The organism is Desulfovibrio sp., assembly GCF_018379785.1.
In the GTDB taxonomy this organism is placed as follows: domain Bacteria; phylum Desulfobacterota; class Desulfovibrionia; order Desulfovibrionales; family Desulfovibrionaceae; genus Desulfovibrio.
Genome location: NZ_JAGZUV010000086.1, coordinates 1 through 25,602, shown reverse-complemented (window position 1 = coordinate 25,602; position 25,602 = coordinate 1). Strand labels below are relative to the sequence as shown.

Annotated in this window: 21 protein-coding genes, 1 tRNA gene and 1 pseudogene; 19 read left to right on the top strand and 4 right to left on the bottom strand. The window is 62.8% G+C overall.

What is annotated here, in order from left to right:
• Nucleotides 1–137: 137 nt before the first annotated feature.
• Nucleotides 138–1,043, bottom strand: a complete 906-nt coding sequence (locus KH208_RS14020) for a D-alanyl-D-alanine carboxypeptidase family protein (protein ID WP_291437307.1) — start codon at nt 1,041–1,043, stop codon at nt 138–140.
• Between the two features lie 13 nt (nt 1,044–1,056).
• A complete protein-coding gene (locus tag KH208_RS14015) occupies nt 1,057–2,163 on the bottom strand; it encodes an AI-2E family transporter (RefSeq protein WP_291437305.1) in 1,107 nt (368 codons plus the stop codon).
• 197 nt (nt 2,164–2,360) lie between these two features.
• Here KH208_RS14015 and KH208_RS14010 point away from each other — a divergent pair, with 197 nt between their 5' ends.
• The gene (locus KH208_RS14010) at nt 2,361–5,222 is read left to right on the top strand and encodes a glycosyltransferase (RefSeq protein ID WP_291437304.1); all 2,862 of its coding nucleotides are present in this window, start codon (nt 2,361–2,363) and stop codon (nt 5,220–5,222) included.
• A 287-nt stretch (nt 5,223–5,509) separates the two neighbouring features.
• On the opposite strand, the gene greA is transcribed toward KH208_RS14010, so the two are convergent.
• Nucleotides 5,510–5,998, bottom strand: a complete 489-nt coding sequence (gene greA, locus KH208_RS14005; RefSeq protein ID WP_008684532.1) for a transcription elongation factor GreA — start codon at nt 5,996–5,998, stop codon at nt 5,510–5,512.
• A 504-nt stretch (nt 5,999–6,502) separates the two neighbouring features.
• On the opposite strand from greA, the gene KH208_RS14000 reads away from it, so the two are divergent.
• Nucleotides 6,503–8,050: a lysylphosphatidylglycerol synthetase family protein gene (locus KH208_RS14000; protein ID WP_291437301.1), complete on the top strand. Its 1,548-nt coding sequence runs from the start codon at nt 6,503–6,505 to the stop codon at nt 8,048–8,050.
• Nucleotides 8,051–8,098: 48 nt separating this feature from the next.
• On the opposite strand, the gene pyrR is transcribed toward KH208_RS14000, so the two are convergent.
• Nucleotides 8,099–8,641: a bifunctional pyr operon transcriptional regulator/uracil phosphoribosyltransferase PyrR gene (gene pyrR, locus KH208_RS13995; RefSeq protein WP_291437299.1), complete on the bottom strand. Its 543-nt coding sequence runs from the start codon at nt 8,639–8,641 to the stop codon at nt 8,099–8,101.
• 133 nt (nt 8,642–8,774) lie between these two features.
• On the opposite strand from pyrR, the gene KH208_RS13990 reads away from it, so the two are divergent.
• The 17 genes and pseudogenes from KH208_RS13990 to KH208_RS13915 all read left to right on the top strand — a co-directional run.
• Nucleotides 8,775–9,098 carry an IscA/HesB family protein gene (locus KH208_RS13990; RefSeq protein WP_291437296.1) on the top strand — a complete coding sequence of 108 codons (324 nt, stop codon included), beginning with the start codon at nt 8,775–8,777 and terminating at the stop codon, nt 9,096–9,098.
• 111 nt (nt 9,099–9,209) lie between these two features.
• A complete protein-coding gene (locus KH208_RS13985) occupies nt 9,210–9,575 on the top strand; it encodes an IscA/HesB family protein (protein WP_291437294.1) in 366 nt (121 codons plus the stop codon).
• Nucleotides 9,576–9,961: 386 nt separating this feature from the next.
• Nucleotides 9,962–13,402 (top strand): transcription-repair coupling factor, encoded by a 3,441-nt coding sequence (gene mfd, locus KH208_RS13980; protein WP_291437293.1) that lies wholly within the window; start codon nt 9,962–9,964, stop codon nt 13,400–13,402.
• 27 nt (nt 13,403–13,429) lie between these two features.
• Nucleotides 13,430–13,789 carry an MmcQ/YjbR family DNA-binding protein gene (locus tag KH208_RS13975; RefSeq protein ID WP_291437292.1) on the top strand — a complete coding sequence of 120 codons (360 nt, stop codon included), beginning with the start codon at nt 13,430–13,432 and terminating at the stop codon, nt 13,787–13,789.
• Between the two features lie 17 nt (nt 13,790–13,806).
• Nucleotides 13,807–14,877 carry a peptidylprolyl isomerase gene (locus tag KH208_RS13970; RefSeq protein ID WP_291437291.1) on the top strand — a complete coding sequence of 357 codons (1,071 nt, stop codon included), beginning with the start codon at nt 13,807–13,809 and terminating at the stop codon, nt 14,875–14,877.
• A gap of 209 nt (nt 14,878–15,086) precedes the next feature.
• Entirely contained in the window at nt 15,087–16,025 is a 939-nt protein-coding gene (locus tag KH208_RS13965) for a SurA N-terminal domain-containing protein (RefSeq protein ID WP_291437286.1), read from the top strand.
• A gap of 40 nt (nt 16,026–16,065) precedes the next feature.
• Nucleotides 16,066–17,106: a RodZ domain-containing protein gene (locus KH208_RS13960; RefSeq protein WP_291437285.1), complete on the top strand. Its 1,041-nt coding sequence runs from the start codon at nt 16,066–16,068 to the stop codon at nt 17,104–17,106.
• Nucleotides 17,106–17,864: a DNA repair protein RecO gene (locus tag KH208_RS13955; RefSeq protein WP_291437284.1), complete on the top strand. Its 759-nt coding sequence runs from the start codon at nt 17,106–17,108 to the stop codon at nt 17,862–17,864. The genes KH208_RS13960 and KH208_RS13955 overlap by 1 nt, the downstream gene beginning before the upstream one ends.
• 182 nt (nt 17,865–18,046) lie before the next feature.
• Nucleotides 18,047–18,928, top strand: coding sequence for a glycine--tRNA ligase subunit alpha (gene glyQ / locus KH208_RS13950; RefSeq protein ID WP_291437283.1), 882 nt, complete (start codon nt 18,047–18,049; stop codon nt 18,926–18,928).
• Between the two features lie 3 nt (nt 18,929–18,931).
• Nucleotides 18,932–20,988, top strand: a pseudogene (gene glyS / locus KH208_RS13945) (glycine--tRNA ligase subunit beta).
• A 153-nt stretch (nt 20,989–21,141) separates the two neighbouring features.
• A complete protein-coding gene (gene rpsT / locus KH208_RS13940; RefSeq protein ID WP_291437282.1) occupies nt 21,142–21,411 on the top strand; it encodes a 30S ribosomal protein S20 in 270 nt (89 codons plus the stop codon).
• Nucleotides 21,412–21,577: 166 nt separating this feature from the next.
• Nucleotides 21,578–21,654 (top strand) — tRNA-Arg (locus KH208_RS13935).
• 123 nt (nt 21,655–21,777) lie between these two features.
• Nucleotides 21,778–24,297 carry a DNA methyltransferase gene (locus KH208_RS13930; RefSeq protein ID WP_291437281.1) on the top strand — a complete coding sequence of 840 codons (2,520 nt, stop codon included), beginning with the start codon at nt 21,778–21,780 and terminating at the stop codon, nt 24,295–24,297.
• On the top strand, nt 24,294–24,512 hold the full coding sequence (locus KH208_RS13925; RefSeq protein WP_291437280.1) for a hypothetical protein: 219 nt from the start codon (nt 24,294–24,296) through the stop codon (nt 24,510–24,512). The genes KH208_RS13930 and KH208_RS13925 overlap by 4 nt, the downstream gene beginning before the upstream one ends.
• A complete protein-coding gene (locus tag KH208_RS13920; RefSeq protein WP_291437279.1) occupies nt 24,505–24,984 on the top strand; it encodes a hypothetical protein in 480 nt (159 codons plus the stop codon). Before KH208_RS13925 ends, KH208_RS13920 begins: the two co-directional genes overlap by 8 nt.
• The gene (locus KH208_RS15570) at nt 24,969–25,373 is read left to right on the top strand and encodes a Lar family restriction alleviation protein (RefSeq protein ID WP_367114969.1); all 405 of its coding nucleotides are present in this window, start codon (nt 24,969–24,971) and stop codon (nt 25,371–25,373) included. The genes KH208_RS13920 and KH208_RS15570 overlap by 16 nt, the downstream gene beginning before the upstream one ends.
• A partial coding sequence (locus KH208_RS13915) for a helix-turn-helix domain-containing protein (protein ID WP_291437278.1) occupies nt 25,370–25,602 on the top strand: 233 nt, incomplete at its 3' end. The genes KH208_RS15570 and KH208_RS13915, both read left to right, overlap by 4 nt.

Sequence of the window (25,602 nt, the reverse complement as noted above, 5' to 3'; positions counted from 1 at the left end):
GCTTCGGAACCACATTTTCGGCATTTCATATTGCTTTCCTCCTTCTACAAAGAAGATAGCATATATGAAGTTATCTGTCATTGAAAAAGTTGATGTCTCTGGCGGCGGGGCTTGTCTCTCGCCCCCGTCTCGAAGGTTCAGCGCCGCCGTCCCAGCGTGCGCTGCACTTGTTTGGGAGATGAGGGATGACGGAAACCGGCTTCAATCAACCGCCGGGCAGAGCCGTCGCGCCTGTCCTTGCTGTTGCCGCCCAGCACCACGGCCAGCAGGCGGGTCTTGCCGCGCTGGGCCGTGATCACGATATTGTAGCCCGAGGCCACAGTCCAGCCGGTTTTCAGGCCGTTGACGCCGGCCACGCTGCCCAGCAGGGCGTTGGTGTTGCGCATGGTGCGGCCCCTGTGCAGGAAGAAACGTGTGCCGTGAAAGCGCATGGCGCCGGGGTGCGCCTTGAGGTAGGCGCGGCTCAGCGTCATCATGTCGCGGGCCGTGGTTTTCTGCCCGGCGGCGGGCAGGCCGGTGGGGTTCTTGAACAACGTGCGGCGCATGCCAAGGGCGCGGGCCTTGCGGTTCATCTGGCGCACGAAAGTCCGGCTGTTGCCGTGGACGTGCTGGGCCACGGTCATGGCCGCGTCATTGCCCGAGGCCACGGCCATGCCGGTAAGCAGGCGTACCAGAGGCACGCGTTCACCGGCGCGCAGATGCATGGACGAGCCGCCCGTGGCGGCGGCCTGGCGGCTGACCTTTACTTTCCGGTTGAGGGAAATGCGGCCCGCCTTGACCGCGTCCAAGGTCAGAAACATGCTCATGAGTTTGGTCAGCGAGGCGGGCGGAATGGCCGCGTCGGCGCTTTGCTCATACAGCACGCGGCCCGTGTTCAGATTGACCAGAATGGCCGAGCGCACGGGCAGCGCGGCCCAGGCCGGGAGGCAGAGGGACAGGCAGAGGCCCAGACAAAGCAGCAGGCAGAACAGCGCCCTGCGTGAACGGCCGGAAAGGGCGTCGTGCGGCCCTCTCCGGAGCCGCTTCGCTTGCTGCTGAAGCATTGCGCCGCGGAAATTACTCATGGGTCCTGTAAAAATAGTTGGCTTCTTCCACCGCCTGCATGGCAAAGGCCAGCAGGACGGGCCCGGCAATGAGTCCCACCGGCCCGAAACTTGCCAGACCGCAGAGGATGGCGAGAATCAGGACAAAGAAGGGGGCCTTGATGCCCTGGCGCAGAAACAGGGGCCGCAGCACGTTGTCCACGCCCGCCACAGCCAGCATGCCCCAGAGAGCCAGGCCCACGGCGGCCATGGTTTTGCCGGTGAACCAGAGGGAAAGGCAGAGCGGCAGCCAGACCAGGGCCGTGCCCACCACGGGGATGGGGGCCACCAGGGTAGCCAGCATGCCCCAGAAAGCGGGCTGGTTGAAGCCGGCCACGGCGAAGCCGATGCCGCAGAGAAAGCCCTGGGCCAGGGCCACCAGCACGATGCCCAGCATAATGCCCCGCAGGGCGCGGTGAATGGCGCCGATGAAGCGCCGCAACAGAGCTTGCGGCAGATGGAAGATCCGGCAGGTGACCTTGCGGATGCGTCGGGAATAGACCGTGAACAGCACTGTGAGCGTCAGAAAGAGAAAGGTGGTCCAGAACGCGGTCATGGTGCCGCCCAGAAAACCGAAACTCCGGCTGACCAGCATGGTCACGGCGTCGCCGAAAAGCGTATCCAGATTGTGCAGGAAGTCGTTGACCGCCTTTTCGATGCTCGGATATTCGGTCAGGCTCAGCCGCCAGCGCTGGATATGCTCCACCCACTGCGGCGGCAATTGAAAATTGTTGGCCTGAAGTTCGCGCAGCCGCGCCAATCCGGCGACGGCCTGCGGCGACACCAGCAGGGCCAGGGTGGCGATGGGCACGAACAGGCCGGAGAAAATGGCCGCGATGTAGCCGCAGAGCGGCATGTGGTGCGAAAATCTGATAAGGAAACGTCGTCCGCGCGAGTCAGGCTCGCGGCGCTCCAGGCGGACGCGCCAAGCACTGGCCCTCTGACGGAGGCGGCGGTAAAAGGGCAGGGTCAGACAGGAAAAACAGGCGGCCATGAAGATGGTGACGGGGTTGGGCCAGAGCAACAGATACCAAGCCAGCGCAGCCAGAAGGTAAAGCAGGCGCGGCAAAAATACGGTCATATATCAAGCCTTTGTGGCGTCCAAGCGCCTTTCACGGCGCCGGGCGGTCTTGTGCGACGTTAGAGAACGTGTAAATCTAGCAGACCTTGCCGGGCTCTGCCAAGCCCCAAGAGCTGGATGGCGCGGTTCCCTCTCTGCCGGGCCGCGCGTTGCATTGCGCCCGTCCCTGCCGTACCATTGCCCGCATGAGCGCTGTTTTGCCCACACAGTCGTCCGGTTCGGCCGCCCTGACGGCAATCCTGATCTGCCGGGGAGATGAGCCGCCTGTTGCCTGTCTGGAGGGTCTGGTTCAGGCCGGGACCGGAGAAACGGCGGTGCTCTGCTGTTGCCCGGCGGCCTTGGAAACCCCGGTGCGGGCAATAGGAAAAAGCTTATTGCGTCGGGGGGGGCTGACCGGCTTTGATTGCCTGCCGTCGGCGCCGGGGGAAGACTGGCGCATGGCCGTCAATAAGGCTGCGGGCGCGGTAAGCAGTCTTTTTTTGCTTTTTCTTTCCTCGGATGTGCTGCTGGAGCCCGGCTCTCTAGGGCCCCTGCTGGAGAGGCTGGCGGCGGATTCCGGTCTGGCCGGGCTCAACCCCCTGCTGCTCGCGCCGGGGGGCGGACCGGGGAAGGACGGCCCGCGCCGGGTCCGCCATCTGGGCAGCGTGGCCGACAGCCAGGGGCAAATGCACTATCTCTATGAAGGCCTGCCCGCCGCCCATCCTTTGGCCGCACGGCGGCGCGTTTTTCAGCTGGCCCATGACGCGGCTCTGCTCGTGCGGCGGGAGGATTTTCTGGCTGTGGGCGGGTTCAGGCCGGGCCTGGAAGGCTTGGCCGGTCCGGATCTCTGCCTGCGCCTGAGAGCCGCGCGTGGCGGCTTTTCCACGGAACCCGCGTCCAGGGCCGTACTGCGCGACGCTTTCGACGCCTGGAAAACCTGTGGTTTGTGGAACAGCCTGCTGCAACGCGGTCGCCTGGAGCCGGACCTGCTGCAACCGGACTACCATTGCCAGGTTCAGGCTGACGGCCTGGAATACGGCCTTACGCCCTGGCTGGCGGAAGGTCCCCGCGACCTGCCCCTGGAGGCGGCGGAAGGTTCCTCTGACGCGGCCTGGCTGCGTTGGCGGCATGCGCCGGAACCCGCCGCGCTCCTGCATCTGCTGCGCTTTCTGCCGCCGGAGAAACGCGCCCCGGCTGTGCGCCTCTGCCGTGAACTGCCGTCCAGCCTGCCGCGCGCTTTTGCCTGGTATGCAGCCCTGGCGGCCCGGCTGGAGGCCTTCGGCGAGCGTGAAAATCTGTCACGGTTCAGGGATGAGGCCCGCGCCTGGCGGACCCGGGCTCGGCGTTTTCATCACGGCCTGCTCAGACCGGGCCTGCGGGCTCTGGCCGGGGCGGGGCTTTACGCCTGTTCTCTGGATAACGCGCCTTCCGTGTATGACGCTTGGCTGGAACTGCGCGAGAATGCGTCCCCGGCTGAAGGCCCAGGCGTACAAGACTTGCGCGTGGAACGTGCCTGGCCGGAAATCGCCGTGCTCATGCCGGTCTGGAATCCCGAGCCCGCGTTTCTGCGCGGGGCCCTGGATTCCGTACTGGCCCAGAGCTACGGTCACTGGCAGCTCTGCCTGGCCGACGACGCCTCCACCAGACCGGAAGTGCCGGAACTGCTGCGTTCCTATGCCGCGCGGGACAAACGCATCAGGCTGGTCCTCCGGGAACGGAACGGGCATATCTCGCGGGCGAGCAACAGCGCCCTGGCTTTGGCGGACGCGCCGTGGGCGGCCTTTCTGGATCACGACGATCTGCTGGCTCCGGACGCCCTGCTGGAAGTGGCCCGTCACACGGCGGAACGTCCCGGCCTGCGCTTGCTGTACAGCGATGAGGACAAGATCGATGTCCACGGTGTGCGGCGCACGCCGGTGTTCAAGGCGGCATTTGATTTTGACCTGCATCGCACCGGCCATCTCTCGACCTATGCCGTCGAGACACTGCGCGAGGTCGGCGGTCTGCGCCCCGGCTTTGAAGGTTCGCAGGATTTTGATCTGAGCCTGCGCGTGACCGAAAAGCTCAGGCCGGAAGAAATCGCCCATATTCCGCGCATTCTTTACCACTGGCGGATCCATGCGGGCAGCACCACGGCCAGCGTGGCCACCAAGCCCTACGTGCTGGAAGCCACCCGCCGGGTTCTGGCCGAAAGCGCGCAACGCCGGGGCCTTGCCGCCACTGTTATGCCCGCGGGCAAAAATAATTTTTTCAAGCTGGCCCTGGCCGTGCCGCCGGAACTGCGTTGCAGCGTGATTCTGCTGGCTGACGCGCCGGGGCCTCTGACGCCGGACCTGGCGAAATCCCTGCACGGGCTGGCCCGGCGGTTGCGTCTGGAAACGCTCTGGCAGCCTCTGCATCCGTCGGCGCAGCCCGTGAAACAAGCCGGTGTCGGGTTGCTCCAGGACATGCGCGTCCTGCCGTTCGCCGGGCCGCACTGGGCCACGGCCTGTCAGGCGGCCGCCCGGGCCGCCACGGGAGAGGTGCTGCTTTTTCTGCACGCCGGTCTGACGCCGGTGGGGGATTGTCGCCCCGAACAGCTGGCGGCGCTGGCGCTGCGTCCCGATCTGGCCCTGGTGGGCGGCTGTGTCTGGAAAGACGGGCGGCTCCGACACGCGGGTCTCTATCCCGATGCAACGGGCCTGCCGTTTCCCTTGCAACGCGGAGCCGCGCCCGAGCTGCTGCCCACGCTCTGCTGGGGGCAGTTGCTGCTGACGCGGCGGGCATTGGCGTCTTCCTGGCGCTGCATGGCCGTCCGGCGAAAGGATTTTCTGGAGAGCGGCGGCTTTGATCCCGCGTTAGGAGCGCTGGCCGGGGCGGACTATGGCCTGCGCCGGGAAAGGCAGGGCCTGTTTACCCTGATTTCGCCCTGGGGCCAGTGGCTGCTTGAGAGCGGAGCAGGGGGCGGCGGAGAGGCAACGCTGATGCCCCGGGCGCAAGAATGCTTTCTTCGACGCTGGGGCGACGTCGTACGCGGCCACGGGCTGCGGAATCCGCAGTTGCGCGCCGCGCCCGACTACGGCTGGACCTTGGAAAGTTGACGCTGCCCTCAATCTGCGGCGGGAACGCGGTCCATCATTGCTCTCTTTATCCGTAACGCTCGCTTTGCTCGCGAACGGCTAAAGGCACCTTGCTTTCGGGCGCGGGCGTCTGCTTACGCAGCCGCCAGAGCAAGTTCAAAGTGAAATTGCTCTGGATATGAACGGGGCATAAGCCTCGTACGGACTTTTGAAAAGCGCTCATGGCCCAAGGCCGGCTATGCGGCAGACTTGGGCCATGAGCGCTTTTTATTGTGGAGCAAATCCGCTCTTCGAGAGCCGTCAGCTGTTCAGCCCAGCACCTTGCTGCCGTTAAAGGCGATGCTCACCACTTCATAGGTGACGCGGCCGCGCGGGATTTCCACCGTGACCTCGTCGCCTTCTTCCTTGCCCAGCAAAGCCTGGCCCACAGGCGAGAGAAAAGAGATGGACCCCTTGCTTGGATCGGCCTCGTCCGGGCCGAGGATGGTAAAGTTACGGCTTTCGCCGCTGTCCACATCCTCCACTTCCACGGTGGAGCCGAAGATGACCTTGTCACCGCTGAGCTTGTCCAGATCGACGACCTGATAGAGCGCCAGACGCGATTCAATATATTTGATGCGCGCCTCGGCCATGCCCTGGCGCTCGCGCGCGGCGTCGTAGCCCGCGTTTTCGCGCAGGTCGCCTTCTTCCCTGGCTTCTTTGATGGCCTGGATGATGGCCGGGCGCTCGCTCTTCAGGCGGGCCAGCTCTTCTTCCAGTTTTTTATAGCCTTGCACGGAAATGGGAATGCTTGTCATGTCCAACCTCACAGCGCACAAAAAAAGCCTCCGCTGCCGGGCAGCGGAGCACCTGCGCGATTTTTTTGCTGAAAAAAACTTTTGGAGTGCGGCAGACGCAGCAAAAACCCTCACCGGCAAAAACCGATCGAGGGACATTAGCGTAACTGCGAATTCACCATAGCCGTTGCCCGCGCTGTGGTCAAGCTCCGGAAGATTTTTTACAACACTAGGCTCAGCCCTCATTAAAAGCGCCTGCTGCAAAGCCGCCTTTTTGCGTGCGGCTGCGTTGCAAAAAAGAAATTGACCTCGCGGTATGTTCAATACCGCTTCGTCCGATTTCTCCTTTGCGCCTTGCTGCCCGAAAAAATTCAGCTTTTCGCGGACGGCGTTTTAATGAGGGCTGAGCCTAGAGGACGATGGGCCGGTACGGCCTTCCGGACTTGCGCGCCGGGGGCGCGGCGTATATGCTGAAAAGAATGTAAGAATCGCGCTCCGGCGCGTTATCGTAGCTCACGGCATGCCATGAAAAAATACCTGCGTTACCTGGGGCCCATTCTGATCACCGCCATTTTTCTGCTGGCGGTCTATCTTCTGTATAATAAACTCAAAGCCTACAGCATCGCCCAGATCCGAGAGAGCATCCTGCAGATTTCCTATGGCCGTATCGGCCTCTCTCTGGTTCTCATGGTCATCAATTATATGATCCTGGTGGGCTATGACTGGCTGGCGCTCAAAGCCATCCACAAGCAGCTGCCCCTGCCGCGCGTAGCCCTGGTTTCCTTTGTGGGCCAGGCCGTCAGCTATAATTTCGGCGCGCTGCTGGGCGGCACCAGCGTGCGCTACCGTTTCTATTCGGCCTGGGGTTTTTCCCTGACGGACATCGTGCGTCTGGTGCTCATGCTGGCCGTGACCTTCTGGGTGGGCGCGCTGGGCCTGTGCGGGATCATCTTCATGATCGCCCCGCCGGTGATTCCCGACGAGTTGTTGAGGCACATGCCCATTGCGGATGTACGCATTCTGGGCGTGATTCTGTTTATGATCGCCTGCTCCTATCTGGTGCTCTGTTTCACGGTGCGCAAGCCGGTGCATATTTTCGGCAAGGAATTCGTCTTTCCCGCACCGCACATCGCCGTGGCCCAGTTCATCGTGGCCGGGGTGGACATCGTTGCCGCCGCGGCCTGCATGTACGTGCTGCTGCCCGGCGACATGGGCGTCAGCTTCCTTGATTTCCTGCCCAGTTATCTCATGGCCCAGGTGGCCGTGGTGCTGACCCACATCCCCGGCGGCGTGGGCGTGTTCGAACTGGTCATTCTGCACCTCACCCACACGTCCCACGAGCAGATGGTCTTTGCCGCCGTGCTGCTCTTCCGGCTCATCTACTATATTATTCCGCTCCTGGCCGCGGCGGTGCTGCTGGCCGTATACGAGGCCCGCCAGCGCCGCCACATGCTGCGCGAGGCCGGGCGCTGGCTTTCGGTGCTTTCGCACTCCATTGCGGCCTATACGGCTTTTGTGGGCGGTCTGATTCTGCTGGTGTCGGCCACGTTGCCCACTCTGCCGCGCAGCGTGGCCCTGCTCACCGCATATCTGCCCAGGAGCGCGCTGGCCGTGGGACACTTCATCTGCGCTTTTTCCGGCGCCGCACTGCTTTTTCTCTCCTACGGACTGGAGCGGCGGCAGGCCCGCGCCTTCAAGCTGGTTGTGACTTTTCTGATTCTGGGCATTGCGGGTGCGTTGCTCAAGGGTTTTTCCTGGGAAGTGGCCCTGATGGTCAGCGTGGTGCTGCTGGCCGTCTGTCTGGCGCGGCGGCGTTTTTACCGCTCATCCTTTTTCTGGGAGGAACCCATTCCTCTCTACTGGCTGGTCGGGGCTCTGGGCGCGCTGGGGCTGATCTTCTTTCTGGGCTGGGCCATTTACCACCCGGCCTGGGACCGGGCGGCGAGCTGGGGCTTTGAACAGCCCTTCAACGCCTCGCGGACCTTGCGGGCCTTTCTGGGCATTGCCGTGGCCCTGCTGGCTTCCTGGGTCTGGCGGGTGACGCTACGGCGCAGGCAGCGTCGCAAGAAGTAGGCTTTTTCAGATGAGGCCTTTGCTCGCCGTAAACGAGTATTTCAAGTGTTAAATGCTCTGACTGTCGCCGAGACGTACCGCGTCCTCGCCGTCGCGTTCTTCCAGCAGCACGTCCACATGCTCGTGGCGGCTGGTGTTGACTGCCCGGCCCACGTAGTCGGCGTGGATGGGCAATTCGCGGTGGCCCCGGTCAATGAGCACCAGCAGTTCCACGGCCCTAGGGCGGCCGTAGTCCAGCAGGGCCTCCAGGGCCGCACGGATGGTGCGTCCGCTGAAGAACACGTCGTCCACCAGCAGGATCACGCGCTCGTCCACGCTGCCGGGAATATTGGACTGGCCGATGTGCGGCTTGCCCTCAAGGCTGGTCCAGTCGTCGCGGTATAGATTGATGTCCAGCGTGCCCAACGGCACCGGGGCGCCGAGCCGGGCTTCGATCAGGGCGCCCAGGCGGCGGGCCAAGTCCGCACCGCGCCGCTGAATGCCCACCAGCATCACGTTTTCGCAACGGGCGTGCCGTTCCAGCACCTGGGAGGCCAGGCGGTCCAGTATGCGCGCCATCTCGTTTTTTTCCAGCAGCAGTGTCGAACTCATGTCTCCTCCGGGCGGCGTCAGCGCCATATGGGCAAAGATAGCCGTTTTCGCCGCCCAAGAAAAGCCCCGCCGCCAATTGACAAGCCGCGCGCTTGTCCTTAGATATTTTGAGATTACAACTATGGAGGACATAATGCTCGAATTGACGGATACCGCCCGCAAAGAGCTCGAAGCATACTTTGCGGATAAGAAAAAGGAAACCATCCGGATCTACTCAGTCAGCGGCTGAGGCGGGCCGCGGCTCGCGTTGGCTCTGGATGAGTCAAATGATCAGGATCAGACTGAGGAACAAGGCGGTTTTACCTTCTGCATCAACAAAGACCTGCTGGCCCAGGTGCAGGGGGTCAAAATTGATCTGACCTATATGGGCTTTGCGGTGGAACCCACGGTGCCCCTGGCCGCTGCTGACGGCGGCAGCGCTTGCGGTTCCTGCTCCAGCGGTTGCGGCAGCCATTAATTCAAGCCGCACCTCGTGTGGAGTTCCGTCAAAGCGCCTTGGTCTCCAGGCATCCGTTTTTCGCGCATCATCGCGAAAACATTGTGACGGTACGCCCCACACGGAGGAAGCATGCTCGAATTGACCGACAGCGCCCGCAAAGAGCTTGAAAGCTATTTTGCGGGCAAGGAAAAGAGCGATATCAGGATTTATCTGGCCCCCGGAGGCTGCTGCGGCCCGCATCTTGCGCTGGCCCTGGATGCCGCCACTGACGAGGACCAGAGCGAGGAACAGGCCGGCTTTACCTTCTGCATCAACAAGGATCTGCTGGCCCGGATACAAGGCGTCAAAATTGATGTGAGCCAGATGGGCTTCACCGTGGAACCCACGGTGCCGCTGCCTGAAACCGCTGGCGGGTGCGGCGGCTGCTCCGGCGGTTGTGGTTCGCATTACCGCGAAGACCGACCCGACGGGCGGCCCGTAGGGCCGTGCCTGTAGCCCAAAGGGCGTACAGGCATCGAGAGCAACGCGGCGTGGATTCCGGCAAAGCGACCGAAGGGCTGTCCCCGTTGGCGACAACAGAGCCATAGGGGGATCGACAGCAGCGATAACCACGCTTTTTGCCGGAATGACCCCTTTGAAACGTGTAGCGTTTCAAAGGTAATCTGCTCTAGGCTTCGGCCCGATGATTTCAAATGGAGGGCGGCTGTAAGGCCGCCCTCATTCTTGAGAAAGCGCTGCTTGATGGTATTTTTGCCCTCTGCCCGTATCCGGCTCACTCCGTGCGAAGGTCGAATATGTGAATATATTTCCTCCGCCCGCAGTTTGCCGTCCCTGGCAGAGAACAAAAAACTCATTAGTCAGCACTTCCCGTGGCGTGACCCATGCAAAATTTCAGCGCACTGCTTGCAAGCCGGGACGGACAACTCTATCTGGAGCGCAGCGGCATGGCCACGCGTTGCCGTCTGGCCTGCGAGGCTCTGGCCCAAGGGCGCGGCGCGGTGCTTCTCGCCCGCAACCGTGAGGAATTCCATACGGCCCGCGCCCTGCTGACGCTTTTTCTGCCTCAGCTTTCCCTGGGCGATATCCCCATCGATCAGGCCGTATGGGAAAGTCCCTGCCTGAGCCTGCCCGCCATGAGCCAGTGGCGGGACAGGGCCTTCTGGGCCGCCCGCATGGCCGCGCTGTATGCTTTGGCCCAGGGCGGCCCGCGCTGCGTGGTAGCCGGGGTGGAAAGCGTGCTGCTGCGCTATATGCCCCTGCATTTTTTTGATTCGCGCAGTCTGGGCCTCTCGCGCGGCGGCGAATATTCGCCGGAGCTCATCCTGGACCAAGCCGTGGAGTGGGGCTATGAGCGCGTTTCCCTGGTGACGCGTCCCGGCGACATGGCCCGGCGCGGCGATATTCTGGACATATTCCCTCCCGGTTACGCCAAACCCGTACGACTGGAATTTTTCGGCGACGCCATTGAGGAAATGCGCCTTTTTGACGCTGAAAGCCAGCGTTCCCTGCGGCCTCTCGACGAACTGACTCTCTTGCCCGTGAGCCCGTTGGCTCTGGATAAGAACGGCCTGGCGGCGGCCCGCAAGCGCTGCGACCAGCTGTTCAGCGAGAGCCGGATCAGCGAAAACGAATGTTATTCCTTCAAGAAGGCTCTGGACGGGGGCGGCGCGGGCATCCTGCCCGGCGTGCTGTGGGATTCGCCCAGCCTGCTGGAAGAATGGCTGCCCGCCGACAGCCTCTGGCTGCTGCCCGGCGAGGCGGACAGCGCCGAAGCCCTGCGCGACGGGCGGCTGGCGCTCAAAGAGGCTCTGGAGGCTGAAGACGCGCCCTTGCAGCAACCGGCGGCCCTGGCTCTGCGCAAGCATTCGCAGCCCGCGCCCTGGCGGAATTTCCAGTGCGCCTTCGCCGAACCGCTGGTCATGGGCGTCGAAGAGCGGGGGACGGACTTTCAGGAGCGCGCTCTGCACGGCTTCAGCGACCTTTTCCCCCTGCCCGCCGCGCAGGACCGGCCCTGGCAGCATCTGGCCGCCGGGCTCAAGGAATGGCAGGGCCGACGCCGCCAGGTTATTCTGAGCTTTTCCTCCGAGCGGGGACGCAACAAATTCTTGAAACTGGCCGAGCAGGACGGCATCATTCCGGCGTTGCGTTACGCGCCGGAAGGACACGGCCTGTTTGCCCTGGTTTCGCCCTTCCGTTCCGGCGTGGAACTGGTCTGGGACAATAGCCTGGTTCTGGGCGAGGACATCATCTATCCCCGCGCGGAAAAAACACCACGCGCCGCGTCCCGGGCCTTCAAGGGCCTGGACAATTTCGACGACCTCAAGAAAGGCGACCTGCTGGTCCACCGCGATTACGGCATCGGCCGTTTCGCGGGCCTGCATCATCTGGACCTCAACAGCGCGGCCAACGATTTTCTGCTCATTGAATATTCCGGGCGGGACAAGCTCTATGTGCCCGCCGACCGTCTGGGTCTGATCCAGCGCTTCAAAGGGACCGAGGGCGTGGAGCCGGCCCTGGACCGCCTGGGCGGCCCGGCCTGGGCCGCGGGCAAGGAAAAGGCCCGCAAGGCCATTGAAAAAATCGCGGCCGACCTGGTGGAAATGTACGCCTACCGCAAGGTTGCCAAGGGCTTCCGCTACGACCCGCCGGGCGAGCTGTACCACGAGTTCGAGGCTACCTTCGGCTTTGAGGAAACGCCGGACCAGGCCAAGGCCATCCAGGACGTGCTGGACGACATGGACAGAGGCGAGCCCATGGACCGCCTGATCTGCGGCGACGTGGGCTTCGGCAAGACCGAAGTGGCCCTGCGCGCGGCCTTCCGCGCCGCCGCCGAGGGGCGGCAGGTGGCTTTGCTCTGTCCTACCACGGTACTGGCCGAACAGCATTACCAGACCTTCCGGGCGCGCCTGGCCGGTTTCCCGGTCAATGTGGGGCTGCTGAGCCGTTTTGTGACCAGGCCCCGGCAGAAGGAAGTGCTCAAAGCCGCGGCCGCCGGGCAGATCGACATTCTCATCGGCACCCACCGCATTCTCTCCAGCGACGTGAAGCTGCCCAATCTGGCCCTGCTGGTGCTGGACGAGGAGCAGCGTTTCGGCGTGCGCCACAAGGAAAAGCTCAAGGCCCTGAAAAAAAATGTGGACGTGCTGACCCTTACGGCCACGCCCATTCCGCGCACCTTGCAGCTCTCCATGTCCGGCATCCGCGAGCTGTCCATTATCGAAACCGCGCCGCAGGACCGCAAGCCGGTAGCCACGGCGGTGCTGCGCCGCGACGACGCGGTTCTGGGCAAGGTCATTGAGCGTGAAATTGAGCGCGAAGGGCAGGTTTTCTGGGTTTACAACCGGGTTCAGGGTCTGGAGCGCGTGGCGGAATACGTGCGCAAGCTCGCGCCCCAGGCCAGGGTGGGCATGGCCCACGGCCAGATGTCCGAAACCGAATTGGAAACCACCATGCACAAGTTCTGGCACGGCGAGCTGGACGTGCTGGTCTGTACCTCCATTGTGGAATCTGGCCTGGACTTCCCGCGCGCCAACACCCTGGTGGTGGATCAGGCCCAGATGTTCGGCCTGGGCCAGCTTTATCAGTTGCGGGGCCGCGTGGGCCGCAGCGACCGGCAGGCCTATGCCTTCTTTGTGGTGCCCGATGCCGAGCGCCTGACGGCCGTGGCCGAGGAGCGCCTGCGCATCATCATGGACATGGACTATCTGGGCGCGGGTTTTCAGGTGGCCATGGAGGATCTGCGTCTGCGCGGGGCGGGCAACATCCTGGGAGAGGTGCAGTCCGGGCATATGAGCCGGGTGGGACTGGAGCTCTATCTGGAAATGCTGGAGGAAGCCGTGGGCCGCCTCAAAGGCACGCCCTCTGCTCTGGCCGTGGAAACCGAACTGACTTTGGGCTTGCCTGCCCATATTCCCGCGTCGTACATTGATGACGGCCGTGAGCGCCTGCGCTGCTACAAGGCCCTGACCTCGGCCGTGGGCGGCGCGGCCAGAGAAGAGGCCGCGCTTTCCATGCGCGACCGCTTCGGTCCTTTCCCCGAGGAATTGACCAACTTTCTGGCAGTGCTGGACTTCAAGCAATTCCTTACGGAGCTGCAAGTGCAGCGGGCCGACGTGCACCGCGACCATCTGCGTATGTTCTGGCCTGACGGCCAGACCGCCGTGCAGCCGGAGCGCATTGTGGAACTGGCGGCCGAAATGCCGGGCGCGCGCCTGCATCCCCCGGCGGGCCTGACCTTGCCGTTGTCCGCTGACTTGCCCTTTAGCGAAGGTCTGCAAAAAATGCGCGCGGCCCTGGAGGAAATCCGCACGGCGGCTTCCTGAGATGGCTGCGCGAAGGGGGCGTATGACGTGGCAAACCGTGAAGAAATACTGGCTTATGTCAAAAGCAAGTTTCAGACGGAGCCGGACTACCCCTGGCGTCAGTATCCGGAATATGCCGTGCTGCGCCATGCGGGAAGCGGCAAGTGGTACGGCGTGATCATGACTCTGCCCAGGGCGAAGCTGGGCTTGGCGGGCAAGGGCAACGTCGATGTCGTCAATCTGAAATGCGATCACGTTTTGGACGTGCTTTTAAACAGTGAGCCGGGCGCTGTATTGCCCGCATACCATATGAATAAGAAACACTGGCTTACCATTGTGCTGGACGGCAAATTTTCGGAAGGCGAGTTGCGCGGGCTGATTGATGAAAGCCACGGGTTGACCCGGTGAGGAGCGCCTTGCGGTCTGTGCGATTTATCCCGCTGCTTTTCTGCTGCCTCCTGCTCGCGGCCTGCCTGGAGAGCCGTCTGCCCGAGGGCGTGGTGGCCACGGTCAACGGCGAACCTGTCCATTTGCGTTCCGTGCAGTCTTTGCTGGACAGTCGTTCCGCCGCGCTGGGCACTCTGCAAAACTCTTCCCTGGAAAATATGAAACGCCAGTACGGCGAAGCCCTGGGCACGCTGATCATCCATGCCCTGGTGCGCCAGGAGCTGGAACACCGCCAGATTCCCGTGGGCGACGCGGCTCTGGAGCTGGCCGTGGCCCAGGTGCGCGGGGACTATGAGCCCGGCGGCCTTTCCAAATTTCTGGCCGACGAATCCCTGGACGAAGCGGACTGGCAGGCCCTGATGCGCGACCATCTGGCCATGCTGACGTTTGAAAAGCGGGTGCTGTTGCCCGGCATCCGGGTGGGGCTGGATGAAGTGCGCGCCTATTACCGGGAGCATCAGGCGGATTTTCAACTGCCTGAAACGCTTGACCTCTGCCTGGTTTCAGGAGAAGAGCGCGCGGCTCTGGACGCCTTTTGCGCGGCCTTTCCGGCGGGCAGAAAAACGCCGCGTTCCGATCTGCTGGTACAATGCCTGGAAGTCCGTGGCGATGAAGTGCCGCCGCCCTGGAACAAAGACACGGCGGCGCTCAAGCCGGGTGCCTGCGCCCCGGCCCGCCGCCAGAACGAAAGCTGGCAGACCGTGGCGCTGGTGGAACGGCAGAAAGCCCACAGCCTGGATATGGCCGATGCCTATCCGCTGATGGAACACATTCTGCTGGAACAGAAAAAGAACGCGGCTTTTGAGCAATGGCTGGAAGGCAGTCTGTCCCGGGCTGTAATCAAGGTTTCGCCCCTGCTCAAGGAAGAACTGCTGACCCCGCCTTCAGTCCGGCGGGTCCCGTCGGGCGAGGACGATGACGAGGAGGCCCGGCCCGATGCCGTTGACGCGGCACCGGGCCCGGATGCAGGAGCCGGCGGACAGGCGGGGCGGGAAGAAATGGGCGGTCGAAAGCCGGAGAAGGACGCGGCCGACACCGGACGGCGCTGATTTCCTTCCGGGCCGCCGGACGTTGCATCTCAGGCCGTTTTACGGTAGGCAGATGCTTATAACAGCGATTTTGCAAATCTCGATACAAAGCCCGCCTACCGCCCGTGATCGGCGGCGCGGGAGAGCGCGCCTGTCTGTGTTTTTGGGGTCGGATGTTGTGCCGTGGGCGCTGCTTTCAGTAATTTCCTTGCTTCAAAGGGAGACTCGCAGTGAAGAAAACGCTTATTCTGCTGCTGGCAATCTGGCTTTGCGGCGTCTGCGGCGTGCAGGCCGCTCAGCTCAACAAGGTGGCGGCGGTGGTCAACGGCCAGGTCATCACCATGTTCGACCTGCAGAAAACGGCTCTGCCGGAGTTGGGGCGCGCCAGGCTCAATCCCAATAATCCCGCGCAGGCCAAGGAAGTGGACAAGGTTTTCCGTAAGGTGCTGGACATGATGATCATGGATATCCTGCTGGGACAGGAAGCCAAGCGCCTCAAGATCAGCGTTTCCCCCTCCGAGGTGGACAATGAGATTGCGAAGATGATGAAAGCCCGCAATCTGACCAAGCAGCAGTTCGAAGCCCAGCTCGCCCAGCAGAAGATTTCCATCGACGAACTCCGCCAGAATTTTGAAAAATCCCTGCTGCGCCAGAAAATAATGGGCATGGAAGTGGGCCGCAAGGTGGTGGTGACCCCTGCCGAAATCAAGGCATATTACGAAGCCCATAAAGACAATCTCTATGATCGCGGCGGCCTGCACATGGGCGTGCTGGTCTATGCGCCCAATGTCAACGCCAAATCCATCGCCGCCCAGATCAAATCAGGCAAGCTGAGTTTTGAGGAGGCGGCGGCAAAGTATTCCATCGCCCCCAACAAAGACAAGGGCGGCGACATGGGACCGGTGGAATGGGACCGTCTGAATCCGGAATGGGAAGGGCGGCTCAACAAAATGAAACCCGGCGATGTGACCGACGTTTTCGATCTGCAGGGCCGCAAGGCTCAGGTTCATTTGTTCCGGCCCGGCGGCGACAACGCGGAAAAACAGCTTACCTTGGAACAGGCCACGCCGCAGATCGACGCCATCCTGCGTCAGCCCAAGGCCATGGAGCGCTTTGAGGACTACACCAGCCAGCTGCGGAACAAAGCCGTTATCGACATCCGGCTGTAAGCCGCCGCGCCCCGCGCGGCGGACCATGCACGAGGCTTACATGACTTTAGAGGAACTGGGCGCGGCGCTGCGCGCCGAACGCGAAAAACGTGGCCTGAGCATCGAGGATGTGGCCAATCATCTGAAAATCGGGGCCCGTCTTCTGCGCGCTCTGGAGGAAGGCGACGCCTCGTCTTTGCCCCATCTGGCATATGCCAAGGGCTTTATCCGTTCATATTCATCTTATCTCGGCATGGCCGCCGAGGAAGTGAACGAAGCCGTTTGTGCCTTGGGCGGCACGAGTCCGGCCGCGCCCCAGCCCGTGTACACGCCCGAGGAATCCCTGGCCCCCGGCCGGAGCCTGAAGTGGCTGGGCGTGGTTATTGTGCTGGCTCTGCTGGCCGGAGGCGCGTATGTGGCCTGGCAACAGGGCGCCCTGGATTTTCTGAGCCGCCAGACGCGGCGTCTGGCCCAGCCCTCGCCGCCGTTGCAAACGCCGGATTCCGCCGAAAACGTGCCGGGCAGGGACGCTTCCGCTCCGGCTGCGGACTCGGCTCAAACCTCATCCCAAACTCCGGCTGCCAAACCCGAGGCTTTCGCTCCGGCGGCGTCTCCGTCTCCTGAGGTTCCGCCTGTGGCGACTCCGGCCTCCGCCGCGTCTACCGTATTCAGCGGCGAGGTGAACACGCCCTCATCCGTTCCGGCCCCGGCCTTCGGCGGTACGGGCGGCAGCGCGCAGAATGCGGCCCCGGCCTCTGCCTGGGGGGTGAGTTCCACAACGTCCGCTCCAGCGCAGCCCGCTGTCGGGCAGAACGCGACCCAGCCCGCCCAGCCGGCGGACGGCGCGCTGCCTCCGGGCCAGCACAAGGTCGTCATCACCGCCACGGAAGAATGCTGGGTCCATTCCAACGCCGACAATACCGATACCCGGCAGTTCTCCCTGCGCAAGGGCGACACCTTTGCCCTGACCTTCACCAAAAGCCTGGAACTGAAACTGGGCAATGCCGGCGGCGTGCGCATCCGTTATAACGGGCAAGACATGCCCGCGCCCGGCCAGTCCGGCCAGGTGCGGACCCTGACCTTCCCGCCCGCGGCCCGGTAGTGACGGAGTGGGCCGATCAGGCCGTGGTGCTGCGCATCGGGCATTTCCGCGAGTCCGATCTCTGGTTGAAGCTGCTCTGCCGCGGGCGCGGCCTGCTGACGCTGTTCGCTTTCGGCGGCAGCCGCAGCCGTCGGCGTTTCTGCGGCTGTCTGGACGTGCTGAACACCTTGCAATGCCGGGTCAAAACCTCGGGCAGGGAAAATTTTCTTAATCTGGAAGAGGCCGTGCTGCTGGCCGGGCCGCAGTGCCTGCGCGGCAACTGGCAGCGCATGGGGCTGGCCGCCAACTGCCTGCGCTTTGTGGAGGCTCTGGGCGTCAATGAGGAAGGCGCGGACGAAACCTTCGCCCTGGTGGAGGATCTGCGCCGCGTTCTGGAGGAAGAACCCCGCCTGCCGTCTCTGTTGCCGCTGTTTTTCCGTCTGCGCCTGGCCGGTGCCCTGGGCTTTGCGCCAAATCTGGGCCAGTGCGGCGCGTGCGGCGCGCCTCTGAGCGACAGGGCGCTGTTTGTGGTGGACGAGGGGCAGATGCGTTGCGCCGCCTGCCGGGCGCGGGAGCCCGCTCTGGCCGCGCGCTACGGTGTTGAGCTTTCCGTGGCGGGGCTTGACCTTTTGCGCCGCGTGCAGCAAGAATTTCCCTCTGCCTGGCCGGTGGAGGATCTGCCGTCCATGGACCGCCGGGCCTGTGCCAGAGCCATTGACGGTTTTGTGCAGTATCATCTGGGGTTGGCCTGGGAAGGCGGCTACTTCCGCCGCGTGTGAGGCAGCCCTGAAAAGCGCCTTTTGTCCCCTGGGCCGCGTCAGAAGCCGTTCGCTGTCCAGGTCTGTACCGGAGTACTATCCCTGGTCAGCGAACGGCTTCTTCCTTGCCAGGGAACAAAATCCATCTTTTCAGGGCTGCCTCAGCTTTTTGTTTTTTGTGGCGGCACAACAAAGGACAGCGCATGTACTTTCAGGATGTCATTCTTACCCTGCAGAACTACTGGGCAAGCCGGGGATGCGTCATTGAGCAGCCTTCGGGCGTGGAGTGCGGGGCCGGCACCTTCAATCCGAGCACGTTTTTGCGGGTTCTCGGTCCCGAACCCTGGAAGGTGGCCTATGTGGAGCCTTCGCGTCGCCCCACGGACGGCCGCTACGGCGAAAATCCCAACCGCCTGCAGCGCTATTTCCAGTTTCAGGTGGTTCTCAAGCCCTCGCCGGACAATTCGCAGGATCTCTATCTGCAAAGCCTGGAAGCGCTGGGCCTGAATCCGGGCCGCCACGATATCCGTTTTGTGGAGGACGACTGGGAGTCGCCCACCCTCGGAGCTTGGGGCCTGGGCTGGGAGGTCTGGCTCAACGGCATGGAAGTGAGCCAGTTCACCTATTTCCAGCAGGTGGGCGGCATTGATCTTTCACCAATCAGCGTGGAGCTGACCTACGGCCTGGAACGCCTGGCCATGTACCTGCAGGGCGTGGAATCGGTCTATGATCTGCGCTGGAACAAGGATGTGACCTACGGCCACATCTATCATCAGAACGAAGTGGAGCAGTCCAGGCACAACTTCGAAGCCAGCAATGCGGAAATGCTGCTGCGCCAGTTCAGCGACTTCGAGCGGGAGTGCAAGGCCATGCTGGAGCTGGGGCTGCCCTGGCCCGCCTATGATTATTGTCTGAAATGCTCGCATACGTTCAACCTCCTGGACGCGCGCGGGGCCATTTCCATTACGGAGCGCACCGGCTATATCGGCCGGGTGAGGACTCTGGCCGCGGGCGTGGCCCGTCTGTACGCGGCGCAGCGCGAGGAACTGGGCTATCCCATGCTCGACAACAAGGATGCGAGGTAAGGCATGGCGACCTTTGTGCTTGAAATCGGCAGCGAGGAACTGCCTTCCCGTTTTCTGGCCCCGGAAGAGACGGAACTCCGGACCCGCTTCAGCGCCGCCCTGGACGAGGCCGGTCTGGAATGCGGCGCGGTGCGCGTCATGAGCACGCCGCGCCGGGCCGTGGTATTGGTAGAGGATCTCAATCCCGTGCAGCGGGAAAAGGAAGAAGTGATTTCCGGACCTCCGGCGCGCGTGGCCTACGGGCCTGACGGAGCACCCACCAAGGCCTTGGAGGGTTTTGCCCGCACCCACGGCCTGTGCGTGGCGGACGTCTTTCGCCTGGAAACGGAAAAAGGCGAATATGTAGCCGTGCGCAAGCGCACCGGCGGCGCGGCGGCCAAAGATCTGCTGGCCGGGATCTGTCCGGCCGTGATCACGGCCCTGCCGTTCGCAAAACGCATGCGCTGGGGCGCATATACCCTGGCCTATGCCCGGCCTATCCGCTGGATTCTGGCCCTGCTGGACGAGGAAGTGGTGCCCTTCGACCTCGGGCCCGTGGCTTCGGGCCGCGAAACCTGCGGCCACCGCGTGCACGGTTTCGGCCCCTTCAGCGTGGCCCATGCCGACGCCTATCTGGAAATTGTGGCTGATTCCTGCGCCGTGACTCTTGATCCGGCCCGGCGCCGTGCCGTCATCGTGGAAGGCGGCGACGCCCAGGCCGCGCGGGCCGGGGGCAGAGTTCTCTGGAACGACGGACTGCTGGACGAGGTGCAGGGCCTGGCCGAGCATCCCGTGCCCCTGCTGGCGGATTTTGATCCCGCCTATCTGGAAGTGCCGCGTGAAGTGCTGCTGACCAGTATGGAAAGCCATCAGAAGAGCTTCGGCATTGAGGGGCCGGACGGCAAGCTCATGCCGCATTTTCTCACTGTGCTCAATCTGAGCCCCGAAGACATGGAAGTGGTCAAACACGGCTGGGAGCGCGTGCTGCGCGCCCGTCTGGACGATGCCCGCTTTTTCTGGCGCGCGGATCTGCGGGAGAATTTCGACCTCTGGCTGGAAAAGCTGGACCACGTCATCTTTATCGGCGCGTTGGGCAGCATGGGCGACAAAACCCACCGCCTGGAGGCCCTCTGCCGTTGGCTGGCCGAGCGTTGCGCCCCTCGGCTGGGCGCGGACCTGACGGCGGAAGCCGCGCGGGCCGGACGGCTGTCCAAGGCGGACCTGGTCACCGGTCTGGTAGGCGAATTCGACACGCTTCAGGGCATCATGGGCGGTATTTATGCCGAACGGAAGGGCGAAGCCCAGGCTGTGGCCGATGCTCTGAAAGAGCAGTATCTGCCCGCCGGTCCGGATTCGCCTTTGCCGCAAAGCCCTGTGGGCGCGCTGCTCTCCCTGGCGGACAAGGCCGATACCCTTGTGGGCTGCTTCGGCCTGAACATGATTCCCACCGGCGCGGCGGACCCCAATGGCCTGCGGCGTTGCGCGCTGGGCATCATCCGTATTCTGCTGGACTTCGGCCTTGACCTTGACGTGCGCGAGCTCTTCGTCAAGGCGCGGGAACTCTACGGCACACGGCAGTGGAAGTTGCCGCCGGACGAGGCCTTGGACAAGCTCATGGAATTCTTCACGGCCCGGCTGCGCAATTACTTTCTGAGCCAGGGCCAGGATACCCTGCTGGTGGACGCGGCATTGAACGCGGGCGCGGCCCAGGTGCCCGACAGCGGCGCGCGCCTGGCGGCGCTGGCGGCCTTCAGCCGGGAACCCGGCTATGCCGAGGCCGTGCAGACCTTTAAGCGGGTGGCCAATATCGTGCGTAAGCAGGCCGCCGCAGAAACGCTGCCCGGGCATTGGGACGCAACCCTGCTGCGCGAAGCGCCGGAATGGACGCTTTCCGGGCTTCCGGCGATCACGGCGCGGCCCTGGCGACGCTCAGAGAGGTGCGCCCGGCTGTGGACGCCTTTTTTGACGGCGTGATGGTCATGTGCGAAGACGCGGACTTGCGCCGCAACCGCCTGGCTATGCTCCAGGCCCTGGGGTCGCGTTTCGCCCGGTTGGCCGATTTCGCGGCCTTGCAGTTGTAAATGGCGCTGGCGACGGCAAAATTGCTTGACAGGCAGCGAGGCTTGCGCTAATAACGCTGATTCACAACATCTCTGTTGCTGTCATCCGGCGGCAGTGCCGCTGATCCGGGATCATGGCTTGCGCGGGCAAGCCCAACATAGTGGAGGAATACCGTGGCCAACCATAAGTCAGCCATCAAACGTCACAAGCAGAGCCTCAACAGGGCCGCCCGCAACCGTGCCGCCCGTACCCGCGTGAAAAGCGCGATCAAGGACGTGCGCGCCGCCATTCAGGGCAAGGACAAGAACCTGGCCGACAACGCCCTGACCCTCGCCACTTCCGTGCTGGCCAAGGCCGCCGGAAAGGGCGCTCTGCATTGGAAAAAGGCCGCGCGTAAAATTTCGCGTCTGGCCCGCGCCGTCAACGGCATTGAAGCTGAATAAGACGATGTGACGTGTTCTGTCGTTTGTCTTCGGACTTTCGGCAGGCATAGTTTGGTGGGTGCCGTGAAAGCGGCAGTGAGTTGGAAAACTTATCCGGCATGCAGGCAAAAATAGTCACAAAAAATGCTTGACGAAGTATGCCGTTTAGTATAGCTTCCTTTGTTACGCGCTCGTAGCTCAGCTGGATAGAGCAACAGGCTACGAACCTGTAGGTCAGGAGTTCGAATCTCTTCGGGCGCACCATAGATTTCAGCAGGTTACATCTAAAAAAGATGTAACCTGCTTTTTGTTTGGTGACCGTTTGGTGACCAAGCCCCGCACAATATTCCTTTCTCTTCTTCCCCATCTCTGCCGGAGGGCCGCGTAATGCAGCCCTCCACCTCTCATACCTACCGCTCCTTCCTCGAAGCCAAGCTGGCCATTTCGCGACATTCCGGCTTTACCGTCCCGGCAGATGCCATCCACCCCATGCTGAAGCCGCACCAGCGCGATATCGTGCGCTGGGCGCTGCTGGGGGGCCGTCGCGCAGTGTTCGCGGCCTTCGGCCTGGGCAAGTCGTTCATGCAACTTGAAATCATGCGCCAGATCTCTTGGAAGGAGGGCGGCCGCCAGCTCATCATCGCCCCTCTAGGCGTGCGGCAGGAGTTCAGGGCTGACGCCGCCAAATTGGGCATGGACCTTACCTTCATCCGGCGTGACGAGGAAATCAGCGGCCCGGGCCTGTACCTCACCAATTACGAATCCGTGCGCGACGGCCGCCTGCATGTGGACCAGTTCAATGCCGCGTCCTTGGACGAAGCCAGCGTGCTGCGCTCTTTCGGCAGCCTGACCTATCAGACCTTTCTTACGCTCTTTGACGCCGTGAAGTTCCGCTTTGTGGCCACGGCCACGCCCAGCCCCAACCGTTACAAGGAGCTGATCCACTATGCCGGTTTTCTGGGCGTCATGGATACCGGCCAGGCCCTGACCCGCTTTTTCAAGCGCGACAGCACCAAGGCCAACCATCTGACCCTGTACCCGCATATGGAGCGCGAGTTCTGGCTGTGGGTCAACTCCTGGGCCGTATCCCTGCAAAAGCCGTCCGATCTGGGCTACTCCGATGAGGGATATGATCTGCCCAGGCTCCACGTCCATTGCCACAAGGTGGCGACGGGCCTGCCGCAGGCCTGCGACAAGCACGGCCAGTTGCAGCTTGTGGACAACGCGGCCATGGGCCTGCAGGCGGCCAGTCGGGTCAAGCGTAACAGTCTGCCCGCGCGCATAGCCAAGATGCGGGACATTCTCGACGCCGCACCCGGCGAGCACTGCATCATCTGGCATGACCAGGAGGCCGAGCGCCACGCCATCAGGCAGGCCGTGCCGACTGTGGTGGACATCCACGGCGGCATGGATCTGGACGAGCGCGAAAACCGGGTTGTGGGCTTCTCCAACGGCGATTTCTCCCTGTTCGCCAGCAAACCGGTCCTTTCCGGATCGGGCTGCAATTTTCAGCGTCACTGCCGTATGGCCATCTTTCTGGGCATCGGCTTCAAGTTCAACGACTTCATTCAGGCCATCCACCGCATTCACCGCTTCCTGCAGGAGCGGGAATGCCACATCCATATCATTTACGCCGATGCCGAGGCTCAGGTGCTGGAAGCCCTGCAAGCCAAATGGCGGCGGCACGAGGAGATGGTGAAGCGCATGAGCGAGATCATCAGAAAGTACGGCCTGTCCGCCGCCGGGATGGCGGAGGAGTTGCGCCGGTCCATCGGCGTGGAGCGTATAGAAGTGCGGGGGCAGCACTTCACGGCGGTCAACAATGACTGTGTGGAGGAAACCCGCCGCATGTCGGAGAACTCCGCGGGCCTGATCTGCACATCCATTCCGTTCAGCAATCATTACGAATACACGCCGTCGGTCAACGACTTCGGGCATACCGACGACAATGCCCACTTCTGGGCGCAGATGGACTTCCTTACGCCGGAACTGCTGCGCGTGCTGCAACCGGGCCGGATATACGCCTGCCACGTCAAGGACCGGATTCTGTTCGGCAACGTCACCGGCGCTGGCGCGCCCACCGTCAGCCCTTTCCACGCCGAGGCCATCTTTCACGGCATCCGGCACGGATTCCATTACATGGGCATGATCACCGTGGTGACGGACGTGGTGCGCGAGAACAATCAGACCTACCGTCTGGGCTGGAGCGAGCAGTGCAAGGACGGCACCAAAATGGGCGTGGGCAGCCCCGAATACATCCTGCTGTTCCGCAAACCGCAGAGCGACCGCAGCCGTGGCTATGCCGACGAGCCGGTCGGCAAGGGCAAGAACGAATACAGCCGGGCCCGCTGGCAGATAGACGCGCACGCCTTCTGGCGGAGCAGCGGCAACCGTCTGATGACCGCCGATGAAATGGCGACCCTCACGCCCGACGTGCTGGCCGGTTATTTTACCAAGGCCAGTCTGGCGGACATTTACGACTATGAGGAGCATGTGCGCATCGGCGAGCGCCTGGACGCCAAGGGCGCGCTGCCGTGTACATTCATGGCCCTGGCTCCGGGCAGTCATTCGGAATGGGTCTGGCATGACGTCACGCGCATGCGCACGCTCAACGGCAAGCAGGCGCAGCGTGGCCTGCAACAACATGTCTGCCCTCTGCAATTCGACATCGTTGATCGCATCATCAACCGCTACAGCAATCCCGGCGAACTTGTCTATGATCCCTTCGGGGGCCTGATGACCGTGCCCTACCGGGCCGTGACGCTGGGCCGCCGGGGCTGCGGCTGCGAACTCAACGCCGGGTATTTTCTGGACGGCGTGAAATACCTGCGCGCCGCCGAACAGGACGTCTCCGCGCCGAGCCTTTTTGACCTGTGCGACGTGGAACATACGCGGGGAGCGGCATGACCCCCCTGCAGGTCCTGCGCATGTATCCCGACATTACTGTCAGCGCCCGGCCGGACGGATCAGTGGAGTTGCACGACCCGCAGCGCCGTCCGGCCCTGGCAGCCTATGTGCGTGCGCGCAAGGCGGAAATCCTGGAGGAACTTTCCAAAAAAAGGGCCAAGGCCGGCGCCAAAACCAGGGCCGCATCCGGAAAAGCGGGGCAAAAACATGAGTGAAAAACGCAAAAAAACCGCATCATTTTGCCTCAAATCAGAGGCAGGCGGCAGCAAGGCGGAGCTTTTCGACGCAGAGCAGTGGGAGGACGGCCCGCGCGGCGCGGTGCGCGTCCGTCTTAACGGGCGATGGCTTGACGGCCCGGACGGCAGCAGTCTGTATCTCGACGCCCGAGGCGTGGCCGACATCATCATAAAGCTGCTCATGGAAGGCGGCCTTCCCACGCCGCCGGAGAAACCCGCCTACACCAAGGGGCAGTCCGTTGTTCTCCCCGTCGGCCCCCGCGACGGCGGCATGCCCATGCTCACGGAACAGGGGCATGTCATGAATCCCGAACCATTCCTGGGGTACGACAGCCGCTGGTATGTGCTTGTCCATGGCGCGCAGAATTCATTCTGCCTGATGCCCTGTGAGAGTATTGTGGATTATTCAGCCGCCCGCAGGGCTGTGGAGGAAGCATGCCCGAAAAACTGAAGCCATGCCCGGCGTGCGGAACAGACACCATAGAAGCCTATTCCATTAAAGGCACTTATCAAGCTGCCTGCTGGAATTGTCATATGCGCGGCCCGCGAAAGGTTGAGAAATCCGCAGCCATTGCCGCATGGAATTCACTTCATATCACCCCGCACATCACCCCCAACGACGTGGACTGCAAGGGCTGTCCCGAACGCAGGCCGGGAATCGTGTGGAGCTGCGAACCTCCCAGTGCACCGGGTCTATATTTCCAAAGATGGAATTGGGGCGATCACTGGGGGGAACCAGATATCTTAGATGTTGGCCAGAGTTCCATCGGCAGGATCATAAAAAGTGCCGACCGTCAATGGGCCGGTCCCATCCCCATGCCTCAGGAGCACGCAATATGAGCATCGACGCAACCCGCTGGGCGTGGCAACAGCGCCGTATCAGCACGACGCAGAAAATCGTGCTCCTGTCCATGGCCGACCGTGCGGGCGAGGATCACACCTGCTGGCCGTCGCTGTCGCGCCTGTGCGCGGACACGGGGCTTTCCGACCGGGCCGTGCAGAAGGCCATGGCGGACCTGGAGGCCCTGGGCCTTGTCCGTCGCCTGCCCGCATGCGGCAAGGTCAATAC